Source organism: Kitasatospora sp. NPDC058184 (assembly GCF_042883725.1).
In the GTDB taxonomy this organism is placed as follows: Bacteria; Actinomycetota; Actinomycetes; order Streptomycetales; family Streptomycetaceae; genus Kitasatospora.
Genome location: NZ_JBHVVE010000026.1, coordinates 1 through 18,728, shown reverse-complemented (window position 1 = coordinate 18,728; position 18,728 = coordinate 1). Strand labels below are relative to the sequence as shown.

Annotated in this window: 20 protein-coding genes; 10 read left to right on the top strand and 10 right to left on the bottom strand. The window is 73.1% G+C overall.

From position 1 onward, the window contains the following. Positions 1-21: 21 nt before the first annotated feature. On the bottom strand, positions 22-1,959 hold the full coding sequence (locus ACFVXH_RS34465; protein ID WP_387829812.1) for a hypothetical protein: 1,938 nt from the start codon (positions 1,957-1,959) through the stop codon (positions 22-24). A gap of 348 nt (positions 1,960-2,307) precedes the next feature. On the opposite strand from ACFVXH_RS34465, the gene ACFVXH_RS34460 reads away from it, so the two are divergent. Then, positions 2,308-3,024, top strand: coding sequence for a chitinase (locus ACFVXH_RS34460; RefSeq protein ID WP_387829810.1), 717 nt, complete (start codon positions 2,308-2,310; stop codon positions 3,022-3,024). A 152-nt stretch (positions 3,025-3,176) separates the two neighbouring features. Then, complete coding sequence (locus tag ACFVXH_RS34455; RefSeq protein ID WP_049658920.1) at positions 3,177-3,578, top strand: hypothetical protein; 402 nt, start codon at positions 3,177-3,179, stop codon at positions 3,576-3,578. A 65-nt stretch (positions 3,579-3,643) separates the two neighbouring features. Here ACFVXH_RS34455 and ACFVXH_RS34450 read toward each other — a convergent pair whose 3' ends face one another. Next, the gene (locus ACFVXH_RS34450; protein WP_387829808.1) at positions 3,644-4,627 is read right to left on the bottom strand and encodes an oxidoreductase; all 984 of its coding nucleotides are present in this window, start codon (positions 4,625-4,627) and stop codon (positions 3,644-3,646) included. 73 nt (positions 4,628-4,700) lie between these two features. On the opposite strand from ACFVXH_RS34450, the gene ACFVXH_RS34445 reads away from it, so the two are divergent. Then, positions 4,701-5,123: a MerR family transcriptional regulator gene (locus ACFVXH_RS34445; RefSeq protein ID WP_387829806.1), complete on the top strand. Its 423-nt coding sequence runs from the start codon at positions 4,701-4,703 to the stop codon at positions 5,121-5,123. Between the two features lie 92 nt (positions 5,124-5,215). Further along, complete coding sequence (locus tag ACFVXH_RS34440) at positions 5,216-5,974, top strand: DUF6215 domain-containing protein (protein ID WP_387829804.1); 759 nt, start codon at positions 5,216-5,218, stop codon at positions 5,972-5,974. A gap of 23 nt (positions 5,975-5,997) precedes the next feature. Here ACFVXH_RS34440 and ACFVXH_RS34435 read toward each other — a convergent pair whose 3' ends face one another. After that, positions 5,998-6,864, bottom strand: a complete 867-nt coding sequence (locus ACFVXH_RS34435) for a hypothetical protein (protein WP_387829802.1) — start codon at positions 6,862-6,864, stop codon at positions 5,998-6,000. A 50-nt stretch (positions 6,865-6,914) separates the two neighbouring features. Between ACFVXH_RS34435 and ACFVXH_RS34430 the strand changes: the two genes are divergently transcribed. Further along, positions 6,915-8,261 carry a hypothetical protein gene (locus tag ACFVXH_RS34430; RefSeq protein WP_387829800.1) on the top strand — a complete coding sequence of 449 codons (1,347 nt, stop codon included), beginning with the start codon at positions 6,915-6,917 and terminating at the stop codon, positions 8,259-8,261. A gap of 122 nt (positions 8,262-8,383) precedes the next feature. Next, on the top strand, positions 8,384-9,055 hold the full coding sequence (locus tag ACFVXH_RS34425) for a DsbA family oxidoreductase (RefSeq protein ID WP_387829798.1): 672 nt from the start codon (positions 8,384-8,386) through the stop codon (positions 9,053-9,055). 40 nt (positions 9,056-9,095) lie between these two features. On the opposite strand, the gene ACFVXH_RS34420 is transcribed toward ACFVXH_RS34425, so the two are convergent. Then, positions 9,096-9,773 carry a hypothetical protein gene (locus ACFVXH_RS34420; protein WP_074001241.1) on the bottom strand — a complete coding sequence of 226 codons (678 nt, stop codon included), beginning with the start codon at positions 9,771-9,773 and terminating at the stop codon, positions 9,096-9,098. A 268-nt stretch (positions 9,774-10,041) separates the two neighbouring features. Between ACFVXH_RS34420 and ACFVXH_RS34415 the strand changes: the two genes are divergently transcribed. Further along, positions 10,042-12,075: a protein kinase gene (locus ACFVXH_RS34415; protein WP_387829796.1), complete on the top strand. Its 2,034-nt coding sequence runs from the start codon at positions 10,042-10,044 to the stop codon at positions 12,073-12,075. Between the two features lie 73 nt (positions 12,076-12,148). Here the strand turns inward: ACFVXH_RS34415 and ACFVXH_RS34410 are convergent, their stop codons facing one another. The 5 genes from ACFVXH_RS34410 to ACFVXH_RS34390 all read right to left on the bottom strand — a co-directional run bounded on the left by ACFVXH_RS34410 (position 12,149) and on the right by ACFVXH_RS34390 (position 14,553). Next, the gene (locus ACFVXH_RS34410) at positions 12,149-12,391 is read right to left on the bottom strand and encodes a hypothetical protein (RefSeq protein WP_387829794.1); all 243 of its coding nucleotides are present in this window, start codon (positions 12,389-12,391) and stop codon (positions 12,149-12,151) included. Between the two features lie 124 nt (positions 12,392-12,515). Beyond that, entirely contained in the window at positions 12,516-13,466 is a 951-nt protein-coding gene (locus ACFVXH_RS34405; RefSeq protein ID WP_387829792.1) for a GNAT family N-acetyltransferase, read from the bottom strand. Between the two features lie 35 nt (positions 13,467-13,501). Then, positions 13,502-13,831 (bottom strand): hypothetical protein, encoded by a 330-nt coding sequence (locus ACFVXH_RS34400; protein ID WP_387829790.1) that lies wholly within the window; start codon positions 13,829-13,831, stop codon positions 13,502-13,504. A 105-nt stretch (positions 13,832-13,936) separates the two neighbouring features. Continuing rightward, positions 13,937-14,191 (bottom strand): hypothetical protein, encoded by a 255-nt coding sequence (locus ACFVXH_RS34395; RefSeq protein WP_387829788.1) that lies wholly within the window; start codon positions 14,189-14,191, stop codon positions 13,937-13,939. Then, positions 14,188-14,553 (bottom strand): ATP-binding protein, encoded by a 366-nt coding sequence (locus ACFVXH_RS34390; RefSeq protein ID WP_380740105.1) that lies wholly within the window; start codon positions 14,551-14,553, stop codon positions 14,188-14,190. The genes ACFVXH_RS34395 and ACFVXH_RS34390 overlap by 4 nt, the downstream gene beginning before the upstream one ends. A gap of 182 nt (positions 14,554-14,735) precedes the next feature. Between ACFVXH_RS34390 and ACFVXH_RS34385 the strand changes: the two genes are divergently transcribed. From ACFVXH_RS34385 to ACFVXH_RS34375, 3 genes are all read left to right on the top strand, one after another. Continuing rightward, entirely contained in the window at positions 14,736-15,623 is an 888-nt protein-coding gene (locus ACFVXH_RS34385) for a helix-turn-helix domain-containing protein (protein WP_387829786.1), read from the top strand. Beyond that, positions 15,607-15,834: a DUF397 domain-containing protein gene (locus ACFVXH_RS34380; protein WP_380740109.1), complete on the top strand. Its 228-nt coding sequence runs from the start codon at positions 15,607-15,609 to the stop codon at positions 15,832-15,834. The genes ACFVXH_RS34385 and ACFVXH_RS34380 overlap by 17 nt, the downstream gene beginning before the upstream one ends. 67 nt (positions 15,835-15,901) lie before the next feature. Further along, positions 15,902-16,852, top strand: a complete 951-nt coding sequence (locus ACFVXH_RS34375) for a phosphotransferase family protein (protein ID WP_387829783.1) — start codon at positions 15,902-15,904, stop codon at positions 16,850-16,852. Between the two features lie 126 nt (positions 16,853-16,978). On the opposite strand, the gene ACFVXH_RS34370 is transcribed toward ACFVXH_RS34375, so the two are convergent. Beyond that, positions 16,979-18,553: a TIGR03086 family metal-binding protein gene (locus ACFVXH_RS34370; RefSeq protein WP_387829781.1), complete on the bottom strand. Its 1,575-nt coding sequence runs from the start codon at positions 18,551-18,553 to the stop codon at positions 16,979-16,981. Between the last annotated feature and the right edge of the window lie 175 nt (positions 18,554-18,728).

The window sequence follows — 18,728 nt, the reverse complement described above, 5'->3', positions numbered from 1 at the left end:
CTGAGCCTCAGCCCCGGCCGATCAGCCCCGGCCGAAGAGGCGGCGCAGCCGGCCGCGCCGGGGCTCCTCCTCCGCGGCCGCCGCTGCCGGGGCCCGCGGCTCCGCGGCCTGCGGCTCCGACTCCTGCGGCTCCGGCTCCGCCCCCGCGTCGGCGGCGTCCTCCCGGGCCGTCAGGTGGCGGGCGAGCGCGCGGTCCTCGGCGGACGTCCAGGGCGCGGCGAGCACCAGCGCGGACAGCGAGCGCAGGATCGTCACCGCCCGGGTGCGGCGGGCCCGGGCGCCGTGGTGCAGCCGCTGCCGGAGCAGCTCGGCGATGTCGGCCCTGGTCCGCGGCTGCGTCCAGCCGATCGCGACCAGCGCGAAGCCGGCCGCCTCGACCACCCAGTCCTCCGGCCCGAGCAGCAGGTCGCGCAGCACCCGGCGGCGCTCGGAGCCCTCCCAGGGCTGGTCGGCCCGGTGGTGGGCGATGCCGAGGCAGGCGAAGACCTGGACGGCCCGCACCCAGAGTTCGGGCTGGTGGGCGAGCAGGGCGCGGCCGAGGTCGTCCTCGCGCGGCACCGGCGGGTGGACCAGGACGCCGAGCAGGTCGTCCAGCGGCAGTCCGGCCAACCGGACGGCGTGGTCGTAGGCGGCGGGGACGGTCGGCCAGAAGATCTCGGCGGTGGCCCGGACGAGTTCGGCGCTCTGCGGCGCGGGCGGGTCGACGGCCGGGCGCGGGTCGGTGCCGTCCCAGGCCCAGATCCGGGTGGTGGGCTCGGTCAGCGGCAGCCGGGGGTCGGGCTCGCCGACGGCCTGGTAGCGGACGGTGGAGCGCGGCAGCGCGAGCCGGACGGCCAGCACCGAGCTGGGCGGCTCCACGGTGGAGGCCGTGCACTCGATCTCGGTGTCGCGGCTGGTGTCGGCGGCGGCGAGCACCTGGTGCAGCACGTTGACGGTGGCCTCGGTGGCGCCGGAGACCAGGCCGAGCCAGGGCTCCCGGTGGCTCAGCCGCTCCAACAGCTCCTGGGCGTACCCGTGTTCGGGGTGGGCGCGGTGGTGGTCGGCCAGGGCGAGCAGGTGCGCCGGGTCGCCGTCGAGGGCGTGGCGCAGCCCGTACCGGGCCGGGCCGGCCTTGGGGTGGTCGGGCACGGCGGCGAGCACCCGGTCCAGCCAGGGCAGGCCCTCGGCGGGGCGGCCGAGCGCGCCGTACAACTCGGCGACGTCGACGGCGAGGTAGCTGTTGGAGTCGTCGAGGTCCGGTGCGACCCGCTCCAGTTCGGCCTCCCAGACGGCGAGCGCCTGCTCCGGGCGGCCGGCCGAGCGCAGGGCGTTGCCGAGCATCACGGCGGGCAGGTAGCCGGGGGCCGACCGGTGCGCCCGGTCGGCGAGTTCGACGGCGCGGGCGGTGTCGCCGAGCCGGCGGGTCAGGCCGGAGGCCATCGCCAGCAGCAGGACGTGGTCGCCGTGGCGGTCCAGCACGGCCTGCACGAAGTCGTGGAACGGCCGTACGGCTTCGGCCGGTTCGGCCGGGAGCGGGTCGGGCAGCGCGCCGGTCGCGCGGGCCACCGCCTGGGCGACGGCGTCCGGGTCGACCAGGCCGGGCAGGTCCTCGCGGGCGAGCCAGGCGGCGTGCGCCCAGGGGCGGGCCGGCTCGGCCTGGATGGCGGAGGCGAGCAGTCCGACGGCGGCGTTCCAGTCCCCCGCCGCGGCCTCCACGTGGGCCCGGCAGACCGCCGTGCCGAGATACACCCGGCCGTCCAGCGGGAACAGCTCGCGGGCCGCCGCCGGGCCGCCCGCCGCGGCGCACAACTCGGCCAGCGCCTCGTGCAGTTCGGGCAGCTGAGGGGCGGCGAGGATCGCGTCGCCGAGGTGCTCGGCGGCGTGCGTCAGGTCCCCGGAGTCGATCGCCAGCCGGGCGACCGCGACCTCCCCCTCGGCGGCCAGGCGCTCGGCGCCCTCGTCGTCGGTGTGACCGCTCATGCGCCCCTGCTCCCCCGGTTGTGCCGTCCGACTCGGAAGGAGGCTATCCGGTACGACCGACAGCCCGGTGATCACCCCGAGGGCGGCCGGCGTCCAACGACCGGATCGGATACGACCCGTACGAGTGGTTTAGACCTCCGTTGGACATATTTGACGCTTTCCGCCCGCCAGGATGGCGGAGGCCCTTCGCGAACCTTCGCGAGCTGTCGAGACCCTTCGCGACTCTTCGCGGATCTTTGTGACCTTTTGCGCGAATCTGCGCGTCCCCGCGAACCGTCCCGAGCCGTCGCGAGTCCTCGCGAACGAAGTGCCGCCCCCGCCAAGGAAACCCGAGGAACGAGGAAACCGATGAAGCTTTCCCGCACCCTGTCGCTGGCGGCCTCCGCCGCCGTGCTCAGCACCCTCGCCGTCGCCGGCCAGACCGCCCCGGCCTCCGCCGCCGGCCCCTTCGTGGTGAGCGAGGCCCAGTTCAACAAGATGTTCCCGAACCGGAACGCCTTCTACACGTACAAGGGCCTGACCGACGCCCTGGGCGCCTACCCGAAGTTCACCACCACCGGCGACACCGCGACCCGCAAGCGCGAGGCGGCGGCCATCCTGGCCAACGTCAGCCACGAGACCGGCGGGCTGAAGTACATCGTCGAGCAGAACACCGCCAACTACCCGCACTACTGCGACACTTCGCAGCCGTACGGCTGTCCGGCCGGGCAGTCCGCGTACTACGGGCGCGGGCCGCTCCAGCTGAGCTGGAACTTCAACTACAAGGCGGCCGGCGACGCCCTGGGCATCGACCTGCTGCACGACCCGTACCAGGTCGAGAAGAACCCGGCGACGTCCTGGAAGACCGCGCTCTGGTTCTGGAACACCCAGAACGGCGCCGGCCGGATGACGGCGCACGACGCCATCGTCAACAACAAGGGCTTCGGCGAGACCATCCGCACCATCAACGGCGCGCTGGAGTGCGACGGCAAGAACCCGGACCAGCGCAACAGCCGGATCAACCTCTACAAGCAGTTCGTCGGCGTCCTGGGCACCGACGTGGGCGGCGGCAACCTCTCCTGCTGACGGGCGCCTCGGCCGCCCGGTGCGCGGGGTCCCGGTGCGGCCGATCAGCCCGTTCATCGAACGTCGACCGCCCGTCGACCGCTTGTCCACGCCCCACCCCGACCGTGATCACCTGCCGGCCACCGGGGCCGGCCCCCTCCGAGGAGCTGAAAATGATCACGAAGCGGATCGCACGGGCGTCGACACTGGCCCTGGCAACCGCCGCACTGGCCGGCACGTTCACCGTCGGCGGCGCGGGCAACGCGTTCGCGGCGTCGGGCGGCGGCTGCAACGGCAGCACCCAGCAGGCGTGCGTCAGCGTCAACGGGAGCACCCTGGTCGCCGACGCGTACACCAACTTCGCGAACTCCAACTGCACGGTCGACCTGGTCCTGTACGACCGGAGCACCGGCTACCGGTGGGACACGATGGCGGGCTGCGGGCTCGGCTGGTCCCACTACGTCGGCACGCAGGTCCCCAACCCCACCCCGGGCCACGTCTACCAGACCCAGCTCATCGTCAACTGGGGCGCCGGGAACGTGGGCGTCACGTGGAGCCCCGAGCTGACCGCCTGACGCCTCCGGGCCGTCGCGGAGCGGGAAGTCGGCCGGGCCCGACTTCCCGCTCCGTGTTCGGCGGCTCAGCGGGGCACCGGGGTGGCGCCGGTCGCGGCCAGCGAGAGCTCCCAGAGGCGGGCCGCCCCGTCCGGGTCGACGGCGTACGGGCGGACGCCGCCGTCGTCCATCGGGGTGTCCGGGCCGGCGGGGCGCGCGACCTCGCAGTCCTCCAGGTAGAGCCCGCCCAGGCCGTCGAGCAGCGGCGAGGTGGCCGCCCACAGGCCCGTGGCGGCGCCCTGGGAAGGGGACTTGAAGTCCGCGCCGATCACGGTGCCCCGCTCGTCCACCCAGCCGCGATCGACCTGCTCCCGCCGGGTCATCTCCCGCTGGAGCCCGGTGATGATCTTCCCGGGGTGGAGCGCGAACGCCCGGACGCCGTCGCCCCGCCCGAGCGCGTCGAGGTGCACGGCGAACAGCACGTTGGCGGTCTTGGACTGGCCGTACGCCAGCCACTTGTCGTAGCCGGTGCGGAAGTGCGGGTCGTGCCGCCGGATGTCCGTCAGGAAGTGCCCGGCCGAGCTGTTGACGACGACGCGGGCGCCGTCCGGGGCGGCGGCCAGCAGCGGGTACAGCTCGCAGGCGAGCAGGAAGTGCCCGAGGTGGTTGGCGGCGAACTGCCCCTCCCAGCCCGGCCCGACGCGCCGCTCGGGGGTGGCCATGACGCCGGCCACGGCGAACAGCAGGTCAAGGCGGTCCGTGGTCTCGCGGACCAGCCCGGCGGCGGCCCGGACGCTCGCGGGGTCGGCGAGGTCCATCGGGACGATCCGGCTCCCGGTCCCCGCGAGCGCGGCGCGGGCGGTGTCCGGGCGGCGGGCCGGGACGATCACCTCGGCCCCGGCGGCGGCCAGTGCCCGGCTGGTCTCCAGGCCGAGGCCGGAGTAGCCGCCGGTGACGACGGCGGTACGGCCGGAGAGGTCGAGGCCCGCCAGGACCTCCTCGGCGGTGGCGGCGGCGGAGAAGGGCGAGCCGATCGGCTGCTGCCGGCGCTGGAGCTGAGTGGTGGTCATGGCGATGACCGTAGGAAGTGGAGCGCGGTCTAGATCAAGTCCCGCCCCGGTGTTCTTCCTATGCTCTGACGACATGACGGAACTCAGCATCGGCGAGGTCGCCGAACGCACCGGGCTCAGCGTGCACGCCCTGCGCTTCTACGAGCGCGAGGGGCTGCTGGTCGGCCCGGTGCGGCGCACGGCGGGCGGGCGGCGGCGGTACGCCGTGCTGGATGTGCAGTGGCTGGAGATCTGCGTCAGGCTCCGCGAGTCCGGCATGCCGCTCGCCGACCTGCGCCGCTTCGCCGAACTGGTCCGGCAGGGCCCGGGCAACGAGGCCGAACGGCTGCGGCTGCTCGACGCCCACCGGCAACGGGTCGACGAGCGGATCCGGGAGCTGGAGGAGTGCCGCTCGCTGATCGCCTGGAAGACCGCCGTCTACGCCGACCACCTGGAGCGCGGCGAGGCCGCCGGGCTCTGGGACCCGACGGTGGAGAACCGGTCGGCCCGGGCCTGATCCGCCCGGCACCACGGCCGGCGCTACCATCGGCCCGGCTCATGGGGCCCTCGGGTGCCCGGGGCGGGCCACTCGAACGGGGGGATCCAGGAATGGCGTCCGACGCGGCCGACACCACCGACGCCGCAACCACAGCCGACATCGCCGACATCGCCGGAACGACCGACGGCGACGCGACGACCGGCACCACTGACGGCACCGGCACCGGCGCCGGCGCCCGGAAGCGCGGCGGCCGACCGGGCCTCCGGACGGCGGCCGCGGCGGCCCTGGCCGTCGCCCTCCTGGGCGGCCTGTGGGGGCTGGGGTTCCTCCACCTCCCGAAGCCGGGGCACGAGCCGGGCGGCCCCGGAAAGCCGGCCGAGTGCGCCGCGCCCCGCCCCACCGACAAGCCGGGCTACCCGGCGCTCTGCGCGGCGCTCAACCGCCCCGACCTCCCGGCCCTGCTGGGCACGCCCGAGGACCGCGTCACCGTCGCGCAGCCGGCGCCGATCACCTTCGGCACGGACGTCATGGCGGAGGTGCGGCTCACCCACACCGTCGTGAGCCTGCTGGACAGCAGCACCTCGCTCGAGGACACGCGCGACATGCGGCGGGTCTACACCTGGCCGGCCACCGTCCTCGGCCACCCCGCCGCGACCTACTGGTCCAACGCGACATCGGTCATCCCCGGCGGGAAGCTCGGCCCCGCCACGCGGAACATCGTCGTCGCCCAGGACCCGGCGGCGCCCGGCGGACGGGCCTTCGAGGTCGTCGTCTTCCGCGACGACGGCCTGACGCCCGACGAGGCGACCCTGACCCGGCTCGCCGAGACGGTGCTGCCCACCGTCCCGGGCTGGGTCCCGGCCCCGTAGCCGGACACGGCGGGCCTCCCCCCTCAGGCGTCTCCCTCGTCCTCGTCCTCGCCGTAGGGCGGGATGGTCCAGCGCAGGACCGTCCCGCCCGCCCCGTCGGCTTCGAGGGTGACCGGGAAGGCCTGGCCCCAGTCCCGCCCGCCGTGGTGCCGGACGGCGTGGTCGCCCTGGCACCAGTCGATCCCGAGCACCTGGCAGCCGCCGACCTCGATCGCGCCCACGTGCAGCGGGTGGTGCAGGCCGGCCCGCCGGAAGGTGAAGTAGTCGACGTGCTTCTCCACCATGGTGGCCACTCCCCTGCCGGGCAGGCCGCCCCGCCAGGCGCTGATCTCGGCCTCCAGCGCGACCGCCTCCGCCACCGGGAGGTCGAGCCACCCGTACGGGCCCCCGTCACCGTCGTACGAGGGCATCCGCTCGCCGCCGAACCGCTCGTGCGCCTCCTGCTGGTACCGGCCCCAGTAGGAGAGGTCGGCGAGCCCGTCGGCCGGTTCGTCGTCCAGGCTCGTCCACGCGTCCAGCCCGACGGCGTCGCCGACCACCATGCCGCTCCGGTCGACCGGCAGGTCCCCGAGCAGCACCGGGCCCTCCGCACCCTCCGGCCAGGGCAGGCCGAGGGCGATCTCCAGCGTCGCGATCGTCGGCTCCTCGTCGAAGGCCGAGGGCTCGGTGGTGGCCCGCACCGCCAGCGGCCGGTCGGCGGCGGCAGGGACGGCGACCGCCTCGCACTCCTCGTCCCGCAGGTGACCGCCTCCCGTCTTCGCCGCCGCCGCGGCCCGCACCGGCAACGGATCCCCCAGCTCCCGCCAGTAGTCGATCCAGGTGGCCATGCCGAGCACCACCACCCCGGAGGGCGCGGTGACGAATCCCAGGTCAACGAAGGTTTCGGGCATCCGTCGATTATCTCCGGGCAGGACGTCGCCCCGTCGCCTAGCCTGGCCCGGTGAATCTTGACGATCTCGCGTGGCAGCGGCAGTTCGACGGCGGGATAGAGCCCGCCATGGCGGAATACCTGGCCCGACAGGGGCAGTTGGAGCTGCTGATCGAGACCGCACGGGACCGCGGTGAGTGGTTCTGCGCCGAGGTGGCGGTCGGTGAGCTGTGCGAGGCGGGGGAGTTCGAACGGGCCCTGACGGTCCTGGAGCCATTCGTCGCGGTCGGCTGGCCGTTCGCCGTACGGGAGTCCGCCACGATCCTGGTCCGGCAGGGCCGGATCGAGGAGGGGCTGGCGCTGGTGCGTCCGGACGCGGCCGGCCTGGAGTCGGCGTTCGACTGCCGCTGGTTCGCCGGGGCGCTGGTGGAGGCCGGGCGGGTGGACGAGGCCATCGGGGTGCTCACGCCCCACCTCGGGGAGCCCTGGATCCTGGAGTCCCTGGTCGATCTGACCAGGGGGGAGAACTGTGACGCCCGCGTCCTGGAACTGCTCGCCCCGTGCGCCGAGCGGGCCCTGGGCGGCGCGGCGGACTGCCGGTGCTCCGCGGCCGGGGGTCGGCGCGAGTGCCGGCACCAGCCGTCGGAGGTGCTGGTGAAGTACAGCCGGGTCCTGGAGCGCATGGGCCGGGCGGACGAGGCGATCCGGCGGCTGGGCCCGGTCCTGCCCGCCGTCCCGGGCGTCGCCTGGCGGTACGCGGAACTCCTCGCCGACCAGGGCCGGTTCGAGCAGCTGCGCGAGCTGGCCACCGGCGAGCACGCGGGGCTCGCCCTGAACCAGTACGCGAAGGCGCTGGAGGAGCAGGGCGAGCTCCGGGAGGCCGAAGCCGTCCTGCACGAGGCCCTGGCAACAGACGCCGAGTACACTCGCCGACGCCTCATGGCCTTCTTGGCCCGCCAGGGGCGCCTCGACGAGGTCGTCGACGTCGGACGGCCCACGTACGAGGACGCCGAAGGGAGCCTCCTCCACGAGGCGATCGACCTGCTGATCAGGGCGGGCAGCCCGGAGCGGGCGCTGGAGCTCGTGGACGGCCTCGGCGCCGCGTACGTCGAGGCGCATGCCGACGTCCTGGGCTACACCCGGCTGCGCCTGCTCGCGAAGGCCGGGCGCTACGCCGAGGGCATCGCGGGGGCGCGGGCCCTGAGCGAGCGGGAGCCCGGCCAGTGGGACACCACGCTGGCCTGGCTGCTGGATCTGGACGGCCGGCCGGACGAGGCCCTCGACCTGCTCCGGTCGTCCACCGAGCGCGAGGCCCACCGGGCGATCGCCCAGATCCTGACCAGGCACGGCCACTACGCCGAGGCCGTCGCCGTCATCCCCACGGTGTCTGCCCAACGCGAGGCCTGGGACCGGCGCTGAGGCAGGAGGCCGCCGACCGGCTGGCCCGAATAGTTCAGTGAGAGAAATATTCAGGTGGACGGGGGCGTTCCGGCAGGAGCAGGCGCGGGAGGTCCCCGCGAGGCTGGAAGGAGTGCGGCGCCGTGCGCGTGGAGATCTGGACCGACATCAACTGCCCCTGGTGCTACATCGGCAAGGCCCGGTTCGAGCAGGCACTGGCGGCGTTCCCGCACCGCGAGGAGGTGGAGGTCGTCCACCGCTCCTTCGAGCTGGACCCGAGGGCGCCGCACGAGGCCCGTCCGGTCGTACCGCTGCTCGCCGCCAAGTTCGGGATGAGCCTGGAGCAGGCCGAGGCGGCGGAGGCCCGGATCGCCGAGAACGCGCACGCCGAGGGCCTGCCGTACCTGCGCGAGGGGCGCGACGCGGCGAACTCCTTCGACATGCACCGGCTGCTGCACTTCGCCGAGGAGCACGGCCGGCAGGGGCAGCTGCTGGACGCGCTGTACCGGGCGAACTTCGCCGAGGAGCGGTCGGCCTTCGAGGAGGGCCGGCTGGTCGAGCTGGCGGTCGAGGCCGGACTGGACGGCGAGGCGGCCGCGGCCGTCCTGGCCGACCCGGAGGCCTACGCGGAGGCGGTGCGCGAGGACGAGACCACGGCGAGCGCCATGGGGGCGACGGGCGTGCCGTTCTTCGTCCTGGACCGGCGCCTCGGCGTCTCGGGCGCCCAGCCCGCGGAAACGTTCACCCGCGCACTGGAGCAGGCCTGGGAGAGCCGGGTCGCCCTGCCGCTGGCCCCGCTCGCGCCCAAGGAGTGAGGCGGGGCGGAGCAGGAAGTCGGCCGGGCCGACTTCCTGCTCACCCGGCTTGCCAGCGGTGGGCGTAGACGATGTGCAGGCTCGCCGGAACCCCCTTGGCCGCCCGCCCGGAGCCCCAGCCCTCGTGGTCGAGCTCGATGCAGTAGTGCTCGTCGGGGCGCCACCCGAAGCGCCACCCGGGGGCCTCGCGGGTGAACTCGTGGAGCTGGGAGCCCGACCAGCGGAAGGCCGTGGGACTGCCGGTGACCACCAGCGTGTGGGCGGCCCCGGAGAAGCGGAGCCGGTCCCGCCAGCCGGCGAAGCGGTGGCGTTCGTAGTCGATCTCCTCCTCGGACGGGAAGTCCGTCACCGGCAGGTCGACGGTGTGCGGCGTCCCGGCGCCGAGCCGCGCCCGGACCTCCTTCCAGCGTGACGCGGGGAAGCCCAGGCTGTGGTGGACCAGCAGCAGGTCCAGCCGGTCCTCGGACGGGACGTCGCCCAGCCCGGCCGGACCGGCGTTGGCCCGCAGCGGCAGGTGCACCAGGGAGCGCCGGGAGCGGGCCGCCAGGGCCCAGGCGGTGGCCAGGTCCTCGGCGCCCTGCCGGTCGAGGTGCAGGTGCATGTACGTGCTGCCCGGGCCGGCGTACAGGAGGGCCCCGGCGGTCTGCCGCGCCGGGGTGATCACCCGGTACTCGTCCCGGCCGAGCCGCACCCGGTGGATCTTCGTTCGCAGTCTCACCGGGCCTTCGTACCGGAGACCGGCCCGGGCTGTCCTTCGGTTTTCCTCCGGCCGGAGCCGCGCGGCGCTGCTCCGCCACGAGCCAGGCACCCCGGGGTGTCCTTGAGGGATCCGGATCCCTGCCCGGCCGGAGACGCCCCGCGCGACAGTTCCGAAACATTCAACCCCCGTGTGTAAAAAGACCATTGAGGCTGCCTCGCCGTCTGGCACACACTGTGCACCGACGCCCTTCCGGGGGCGGGGTCATGACACACCAGGGGGTAGGGGCATGATCGACAAGGACACCGTCCTCAACCACCGGTACCGGCTGCTGGAGCAGCTCGGCCGCGGCGGGATGGGGACGGTCTGGCGCGCCCGGGACGCCGTCACGGAACAGGACATCGCCGTCAAGGTGCTCAACCCGGGCCTGCTGGAGGATCCGACCGCCACCAAGCGTTTCCGCCGGGAGGCGAAGGCCGTCGCCGGAATCGGCCACCCGGGCGTCGTGGGCGTCCACGACTACGGGGAGAGCGGTGCGGAGGGCACCGGCAGCACGGAGAGCACCGACAGTACGGACAGTACGGACAGTACGGAGGGCAACGGCGCGGACGGCACCGACAGCCCGAAGGGCGCCGACACCGGCCCGCGCTACGCCTACATCGTGATGGACCTGGTCGAGGGCCGGCCGCTCAGCGCGGTGCAGAAGGACGAAGGGCCGATGCCGCCCGAGCGGGCCCTGGCCATGGTGGCCACCGCACTGGACGCCCTCCAGGCCGTCCACCAGTCCGCCATCGTCCACCGCGACGTCAAACCGTCCAACCTGCTGGTGCGCGAGGACGGCGCCGTGCTCGTCGCCGACTTCGGCCTCGCCCTGGCGATCGCCGACTCCAAACTCACCACGTCGAACGGATTCATCGGCACCGCCTCCTACGCCTCCCCCGAACAGGTCGACCCTTCTCCCGACAACCCCGTCACACCCGCCGCCGACCTCTACTCGATGGGGGTCGTCTGTTACGAACTGCTGGTCGGGAAGCTGCCGTTCGAGGGCGGCCGCGCCATGCAGGTCGCGTACAAGCACGTCAACGAGCCGGCGCCGGAGCTGCCGGACACCTTCCCGCCGGCCGTCCGGGCGCTGGTCGCCAAGGCGCTGTCGAAGGCGCCGGAGGACCGGTACGAGAGCGCCGCCGAGATGGCGGCGGCGGCACGAGCGGCGGTCGGACTGCCGGTCGGTGAGGCCGCACAGCGGCCGGTCAGGCTGTGGAAGAGCGCCCCGAGGACGGGCGGTGCGGGCCCCGCTCCGCGGAGCGAGCCGGTCCCCACGGCCGAACTGGTCGTGAAGGTGTCCCCGGTCATCCAGGCGGACGCTCAGCAGACGGCCGAGCAGAGCCGCCGCCGCTCGCGGCGGCGCCGCCTGCTGGTACCGGTGATCATCCCGGTCGTCGTCTCGTTGGGTACGGCGGGCGCCCTGCTGGTCGACCGCAACCCGTTCAGCGCCGATGCCGCGCCCGGAGGCCGGTCGACCACCGCCGTGACCGCCCCGCCGCTCGGGGGCACCGGTGTCCCGGACAGCACCGCGCCCGTCGACACCCCGGCCGCCACCCCGCCGGGCGACCAGCCGCCGGGGACCACCCCCGACCAGCAGACGCCGCAGCAGCAACGGCCCGTGCCGCCGGCCTCCTCCGGCGGCAACGGGGGTACGAACGCGGGCAACGGCGGAGGCGCGAACAACGGAGGCGCCAACAGCGGCGGCACGACCGCCGGACAGAACGGAGGCACCCAGCCCCGCCAGTCACCGGCCAACACCCCCGCCCCGCAGCCCCCGGTGACCAACAACCCCGCCCCACAGCCTCCGCCGCAGAACTCCGCCGGCGGGACCACCGCACAGCCCGGCGGCGGCAGCACCCCGCCACCGGAGTCCCCGGCCCGCCCGGCGGAGTGCGGCGGAACCAACTGGACGCGCATCATCAGCGTCCAGTCCGGCCTGCCGATCGGGCTGGCCAACGACAACCTGAACGCGAGCAACCCGGTCGTCCTGGGCGGCGCCACGCAGTACGGCTGGGTCGTCAGCTACGACAACTGGAACGAGTACCACGCCTGCAACTCCGCAGGCTACCGCCTGATCAGGGGCGCCCCCTTCAACAACGCGGTGACCCTCGGCAACGGCCTCGACTTCGCGTACCGGTGGACCGTCCAGCCCGCCGCCTCGGGCGGGTACACCCTCGGCGACGGCACCAACTGCATGACCGCCGGCGCGCAGGGCAAGCCCATCACCATGACCACCTGCACCGACAACCTCGCGAGCCAGCTGTGGAAGTTCCAATGACCGCAGGGGTGTCCACCTCTGCCCGCACGGCCTCACATCCGGGATTCCTGGCCCGCGCCCAGGGGCCAGGCTGTCACTCGCTCAACGCGCGATCGAAACAGCGGGCGGCGAGCCAGGCGGCGGCACGCTGTCGTTCCTCGCGGTTGGAGAAGCGACCGTCGTGACGCGCGATCCACTCCAGGTGTCGCAGGACGTTCTCCGAGCGGTCCGGGTCGCGCACCGCGAGCACGTCGATGCCGGTCTCGCCCGTCGAGGCGCCGACGTACACGCTGCTGTCCAGGGCCATCATGCCGAAGCCCGGGTGGCCCGAGTGCACGCCGAGGAACGCCGATGCCGCGCCTCGGCCCATGATGTCCCAGCGGTCCAGGAGCCGGACCCGGGTCCACTGCGCCGGTGCGCGGCTGCGGCCGTGCTGGGTGGCTCCGGGGTGCTCCGGGCGCTCAGTCGTAGAAGAACTGGCGGAGGTCCTCCGCCGAGCCCGGGCCGAACAGGAAGGTCTCGCACCCGGCGAGCGCCCGGGGCGGTGGCGGCCCGTCGGCGGGTAGCCGCCGCAGCCAGGCCTCGCCCTGCTCCCCCACCGCGTGGACGGCGGAGAGCAGTTCGGCCATCCCCGCCGGGCGGGGCGGGGCCGCTCCGGTGACGGGGGCGAGCTCCCACCCACCGGCCCGGGCGGCGAGCCGCACCGCGCCCGCCCAGGTGGCGATGCGGCAGAGGCGGTTGCGCAGGGGGAGTTCGACGGACGGGTCCAGGTACCCGAGTCCGACGGTCGCGGCGGCGAGGTCGTCCATCACCCGGCGCTCGACGGGGGTGCGGGTCCAGTGGCCCTCCTGGGCGTCCTCGATGGCGGCGCCCCACCACTCCCAGGCGCTGTCGAGGCGGGCCGCTGCCTCGGACTCGGCCTCTGTCCGCGAGGGAGGACCCGGCCGGGACGCCTGCGGCCGGTACAGGTGGAACAGTTCCGGATCACCCTCGTCGAGGCCCTGGACGAGGCCGACCGGCTGCCACCCGGCCCGGTGCAGGAGCCGTCGCATCGGCTGGTTGGAGACGTTGGTCGAGGTGAACAGCTTCGGGGTCTCGCAGGAGGCCGCCGCGGCGTCCAGCAGCCGGCGGCCGACGCCCCTGCCGCGCGCGGCGGGCGAGACCATCAGCATCGTGACGAAGCCCTGCTCGAAGAACGTGTACTCGGTGACGCAGTAGCCGAGGAGCCCGGACGCGTCTTCGGCCACGAGCACCGGGCCCGGGGCCTGCCGGCACCACCGCCGGATGCTCGCCGCCCGCTCCTCGTCGCCTTCGAGGGCGACCGAGTCGATACCGGTCAGCCCGTCCGCGTCCGCGTCGGTGCCGCGCCGAACGACGAAGTCGCCGAAGTCGCCGAAGTCCACTGTGTCCATGGGGACATGCTGCCAGGTGGCTCCGGCACGAACCTCTACTGCGGCCCCGGTCCTCCGTAAACGACCCGGGGGTTCAGCCGGGTCGCCTGCCAGGGCGAGTTACGGCCGGCGGCCTCGCGGTAGGCGACGCGCTGGACGGCGAAGAGCAGGCGGTAGAGGTTGAGGGCGGTGTCGGAGTCGTCGGCGGCGAAGCCGAGGTCGTGGACGAAGGTCTCGAGCTTGGGCCAGTCGAAGTCGTCGGGGACGGGCGGGGCGACGGCGACGCCGAAGAGCGCGTTGAAGGCCGCGGCGACGGCGTAGTGGGAGGCGGCGAGGGCGTTGAGGACGTCGGGGTCGGCGGCCGGGTCGAGGACGGGGTCGGGCACGTCAGGTCTCCTCTTGGTCGGGCCTTGCAAGCTTGAGCGTGGTGACGACGCCCAGGGCGACGGTGGCGAACGCCAGGGCGAGGAGGGAGAGGAAGGCGGCGGCGATCAGGAACCGCACGAGCGCTCGCGGTCGGCGTCGAAGAGGAGGGTGAGGAGGTTCATCAGCGTCGAGGCCGGCGCCGTGTTGAAGGCGACCAGGACGCGGCCGTCCATGGTCGTGTCCGTGGTGGCGGAGGGGAAGATCAGACCGAACGCGCGGCCGCGCTCCTGGAGTTCGGCGAGGAGGATGCGGACCTGGCCCTCGGTGTAGCCCCGGATGCGGGGGTCGGTGGGCTGCATGGGGAAGCGGCGGCGGTTCACGCGGAGGCCTCCAGTTCGAACCAGACGACCTTGCCCGTCTTGCGGGGCTCGGCGCCGAGGCGGTGGGTGAGGGCACGGACGAGGAAGAGGCCCCGGCCGGAGGAGGCGAGCGGGTCCGTGGGGAGGTGGACGGTGGGGAAGATCGGGTTGTTGTCCGCGACCGAGACCCGCAGACGGTGGCCGGTGAGGGCCAGCACGACCATGGGGGCAAGGGTGCCCCCGTGCCGCCAGGCGTTGACGAAGACTTCGTGGAGGGCGAGTTCGGCGTCGGAGATGACGGACGGTCGCCACCCGGCCGAGACGAGGAGGTCGGAGAGCTCGGAACGAGCGGTGGACCAGTCCGGAAGGTTGCAGGCACGCATGAGAGACCCCAAGGGAGGAAGAGGGGAATCGACGAAGCAGACACTCCGTCATGTGATCGGTGCAACACTGAGAGTAGGACCGTCGGTCACACGCGTGCAACCTGATCGCCGAGATGTCTCCCCCAACTTGGCTAAGCTCACTCGTGTGGGTGGAGACTGGCCCGACACGGAAGGAACCCCCCTTGGCACTCAGGACCCAAATCAGCGAGCGACAGCGGCGGTTCGGCGCTGAGCTGAGAAGGTTGCGCGAGGCCGCAGGCCTGGCGGTCAAGGACGCCGGCGCCCTCATCGGCATCGCGGGCCCGCAGCTGAGCCACATCGAGGCAGCTCGAACGGCGCTCGACCCGGAGCGACTCTCGGTCTTGCTCGAAGGCTACGGGTGCACGGATGAGACCTACATCGCGCTGCTGCACGCTCTCGGAGCGAGTGACGGGAAGGGCTGGTGGAGCGCATTCAAGGGGCGGGTTCCGGCTCTCGCCCTGGACCTGGCAGAGGCCGAAGACCGAGCAGAATCCTTCGCTGTCTTCGACTCCCTGTACATTCCGGGAACGCTCCAGGTTCCAGGCTACGTCGAGGCCATCTACAAGGGCGCTTACAAGGATGGCCGTTGGGACGTTGCCACGGCCGTTGAGTTCCGCCTACAACGTCAACGCATCATGACCGACAGCAAGCAGCGACAGTTTCGGTACGTCATCCATGAGGCAGCACTCCGGATGCAATTCGCTGGCAGGCTCGTGATGCGCGACCAGCTCCACCATCTCGTAGACATGGCAGAACTCCCCAATGTCACGATCGAGATCTTGCCGTTCGATGCCCCCGGGAGGGCGCCATACGCTGGCGCGTTCCTGATCTGCGACCCCGGGTGCACGGACCTCTCAACCATCATCCTGGATGGACCGAAGCGGGCGGTCCACCTTGGCGATCCCGATGACGTGGCGGCGTACCACCAGAAGTTCCAAGAGGCCCGGGATCTCGCACTACCTGCTGTTGATGCCAGCAAGCCCAGGCGTGACAGCTCTCGCGACTCCTGGGGGCTCCTTCAACACATTCTCTATGAACTCCAGCACTGAAAGGCACCCGATGTCCCACCTGGCCTGGCAGAAGTCATCCTTCAGCAACGCCGATGGCGGCAGCACGTGCGTTGAGCTGGCCGCCGAAGGAAACGACGTCCGCTTCCTCCGTGAGTCGGACGACCCTTCCGTCATCGTCACCACCACAACCACGAAGCTCCGCGCCTTCCTCCTCGGCGCCAAGGCCGGCGAGTTCGACCACCTCATCTGAACCACGCGACGGGGGCGGGACGGCGCTACCACCATCCCGCCCTCTGTCTCTGCCGCAGGAAGTCACCGTGACCCCGAACGATCCCTGCTCCCCGACCTCCGTGAGGCCGTCCTGGGATGAACTCCCCCTCCCCGCAAAGGAGTCCGTCGAGACCCACCTCGGCGCACCGGTCACCGGCGCCCGGACCCAGGCCGGCGGGTTCAGCCCCGGCCTGGCGGTCCGCGCGACCCTTGCCGACGGCCGAGCCGTGTTCCTCAAGGGCGCCGCCACCGACCACCCCGTCCACGGGAGGTACGCCGCCGAGGCAGCCATCAACCGAAGCCTGACCCGGCAGGTCCCCGTGCCGAGGATGCTCGTCTCCTGGGAGGCCGGCGGATGGCTGCTGATGGCCTTCGAGGACGTCGGCGGCGGCCACCCGGACCTCGGCCCCGGGTCGGCCGACCTCCCCGCCGTCGTCCGGCTGCTCGACCGACTCCCCAGGGCGGTCAGCCCGTCGCCGATCCCCGACGCCCCGTCCATCGTCTCCGTCCTCGGGGGCGGCTCCCGCAGCTGGCGGGCTCTCGCCGACCAGCAGGCCGAGCTCGACCCGTGGTCCACCCGGCACATCGAGCAGCTCGCGGCCGTCGAGCACGACTGGCACGCCGCATCCGCCGGGGTCTGCCTCCTCCACGCGGACCTGCGCGCCGACAACATGCTCATGCGCGGTGACGACGCCCTCGCCATCGACTGGGCCTACCTCCACCAGGGCGCCGCCTGGATCGACCCGGCCTTCCTCGTCACCCAGCTGATCCGCGCGGGCCACACCCCGGCCCAGGCCGAAGCCCTGCTCGCACCCGTGGCCTCGTGGGCTGCCGCCCCGCCGGACGCGATCACCTCCTTCGCGGTGGCCCAGGCCGGCTACTGGGAGCTGAACTCCAGGCTCCCGGCCCCGCCGGGAGTGCCGTACCTGCGCGGCTACCAGGCCTCCATGGCCGCCATCGGCCGGACGTGGATCGAGCACCGAACCGGCTGGCACTGACCGAACTCGCAGCACCCGCAGCGCTGTTCGCGGAGCCCACCTGCGGGCACGAGCCCTGCCGCTGATCCCCGCCCGCTCATTGGCCCCCCGACGAGCGGGCGGGGCCGTGTCCGCTCCCGCCGCCGCTCAGGCGACGGCGCGACCGAGGTGGGCGGCCAGGCGGTCGAGGGCGGTCGCGTCGTGGGGCGCGGGCCGGGGCGGGGCGAAGGAGCCGCCTTCCGTCCGCGGCAGGCCCGCGTAGATCTCCCGCACCACGGGCATGGCCACCGTCGCAATGTCCGGGACCAGGTCGCGCGGGTGTCCGATGGCTTCGGCCAAGTCCCAACCGTGGACCAGCATTTCGATGACCAGCTGCTCGACGAGACGTCGGCCCGGCGCCGGCCCGTACCGCCGGTCGAGCATGCCGGGCCGGCGAAAGGCCGTGAGCGTCCGCCGGGCGGCGGTCCGGAACGCCGCGACATGATCACCGCCCAGGTGATCCGCGGCGGCATCGGACCGGGGCCTCCCGTCCGCCAGGCCGGCCCACATCAGGTTCTCCCAGACCAGGTGGTCCAGCAAGGCGCGGACGTCCCAGTCGGCGCACGGTGTCGGCCCGTCGAGGCGGCTCGGGTCGACGGCGCTGACGAGGTCACCCACGGCCTGGAGGACTCGCTCGCAGGCGGCGATCAGACCCACCGGCTCCCAGGCCTCGGCTCCGGAGTCGTACAGCGCGTCGAGATCGGCGGCTCGGCGTCCGGGTTCGGGGTTGGCACGCAGGGCGGTCTTCAGCCAGTTGCCCGCCGTCTCCAGACTCGGCCGCGCCGGTTGGCCGTTGATGAGGCAGAGCAGCTGCCAGTACCGCTCGACGCACGGGACGGAGACGATGCCGAGTTGTTCGAGCAGCAGGCTCCGGGCCGGCGCGCCGTCGGTGCGGACCCCGTCGACGGTCCGCGCCTGGGAGGGGAGCCACTTCTCGACGACGGCCGCGACAACGGGTTCCGCCGCGGGCGAGTCCGGCGCGATCCCGTCCCGGACGGCCTCGTCCACCCGCCCCGTCCAGTAGTCGGTGACCCGCTGTGCCTCCTGGAGTGTGGCGTCATCGTGCTCGCCGGGGGCGTGTTCGGCCGCGTACTGCGCCATGCGCCGCATCGCGCCCCGCAGTTCGGGATCGGCCACCAGCTCGCCCAGTTCGATCCAGGCGTCGACCTGCGCGTCCGTGGGGTCGTCGGGCAGCTCCGGGGTGGCGGCCAGCAGGCCGCTACGGTAGGTCGGTACGTCCAGGCCGGCGAGCGTCCCGGTCACGAACTCGTGGATGGTCTTCCGGCGTTCGGCAGCGGACAGTCGGGCGGTGCGGTTCATGAAGGCGAGTCCTTCGGCAGTGGTTTCGCGACGGGCGGCGGAGCGCAGGACCGCCTGTTGCGCACGCAGCAGGCGGATCCGCGTCTCCAGCACGTCGACGTGGACCGCGGCCACCTCCGCCAAGGTGTGCTCCCGGTCGAGGACTTCGCGGATAGCCGGCAGGCCGAGCCCGAGGTCCCGCAGCGTCCGTGCCAGCTCCAGGCGGGCCACGGACTCCGCGTCGTAGACCCGGTACCCGGCGGCCGTGCGTCGGGCCGGTGGCACGAGGCCCAGATCGGACCAGTGCCGGATGAGCTTCACCGACAGCCCGGTCTTCCCCGCGACCTCTCCGATGCTCCACAGCACCCTGTCGTCGACGTGCATGTGCCCCACTCTCGGCTCTCCCACGATGGGAGAGTCAACCAGCCGGGAGCTCTGGCCTACCGCGCGCGTTGACCGTCGCTCCGCCCCGCAGCCGGCCCGGAAACGCGAAGAGGCTCTGAAAACGCGAAGAACCCCCATCCGGGACCCGGATGGGGGTTCTTCTGAAGAATTGTTC

Bases quoted from the DNA above. Each gene is read 5' to 3' on its own strand.
- ACFVXH_RS34380 (WP_380740109.1), top strand. From the start codon at position 15,607: ATGAACTCCAGCACTGAAAGGCACCCGATGTCCCACCTGGCCTGGCAG.
- ACFVXH_RS34415 (WP_387829796.1), top strand. From the start codon at position 10,042: ATGATCGACAAGGACACCGTCCTCAACCACCGGTACCGGCTGCTGGAG.
- ACFVXH_RS34440 (WP_387829804.1), top strand. From the start codon at position 5,216: ATGGCGTCCGACGCGGCCGACACCACCGACGCCGCAACCACAGCCGAC.
- ACFVXH_RS34460 (WP_387829810.1), top strand. From the start codon at position 2,308: ATGAAGCTTTCCCGCACCCTGTCGCTGGCGGCCTCCGCCGCCGTGCTC.
- ACFVXH_RS34445 (WP_387829806.1), top strand. From the start codon at position 4,701: ATGACGGAACTCAGCATCGGCGAGGTCGCCGAACGCACCGGGCTCAGC.
- ACFVXH_RS34450 (WP_387829808.1), bottom strand. From the start codon at position 4,627: ATGACCACCACTCAGCTCCAGCGCCGGCAGCAGCCGATCGGCTCGCCC.
- ACFVXH_RS34405 (WP_387829792.1), bottom strand. From the start codon at position 13,466: ATGGACACAGTGGACTTCGGCGACTTCGGCGACTTCGTCGTTCGGCGC.
- ACFVXH_RS34435 (WP_387829802.1), bottom strand. From the start codon at position 6,864: ATGCCCGAAACCTTCGTTGACCTGGGATTCGTCACCGCGCCCTCCGGG.
- ACFVXH_RS34370 (WP_387829781.1), bottom strand. From the start codon at position 18,553: ATGCACGTCGACGACAGGGTGCTGTGGAGCATCGGAGAGGTCGCGGGG.
- ACFVXH_RS34455 (WP_049658920.1), top strand. From the start codon at position 3,177: ATGATCACGAAGCGGATCGCACGGGCGTCGACACTGGCCCTGGCAACC.
- ACFVXH_RS34390 (WP_380740105.1), bottom strand. From the start codon at position 14,553: ATGCGTGCCTGCAACCTTCCGGACTGGTCCACCGCTCGTTCCGAGCTC.
- ACFVXH_RS34465 (WP_387829812.1), bottom strand. From the start codon at position 1,959: ATGAGCGGTCACACCGACGACGAGGGCGCCGAGCGCCTGGCCGCCGAG.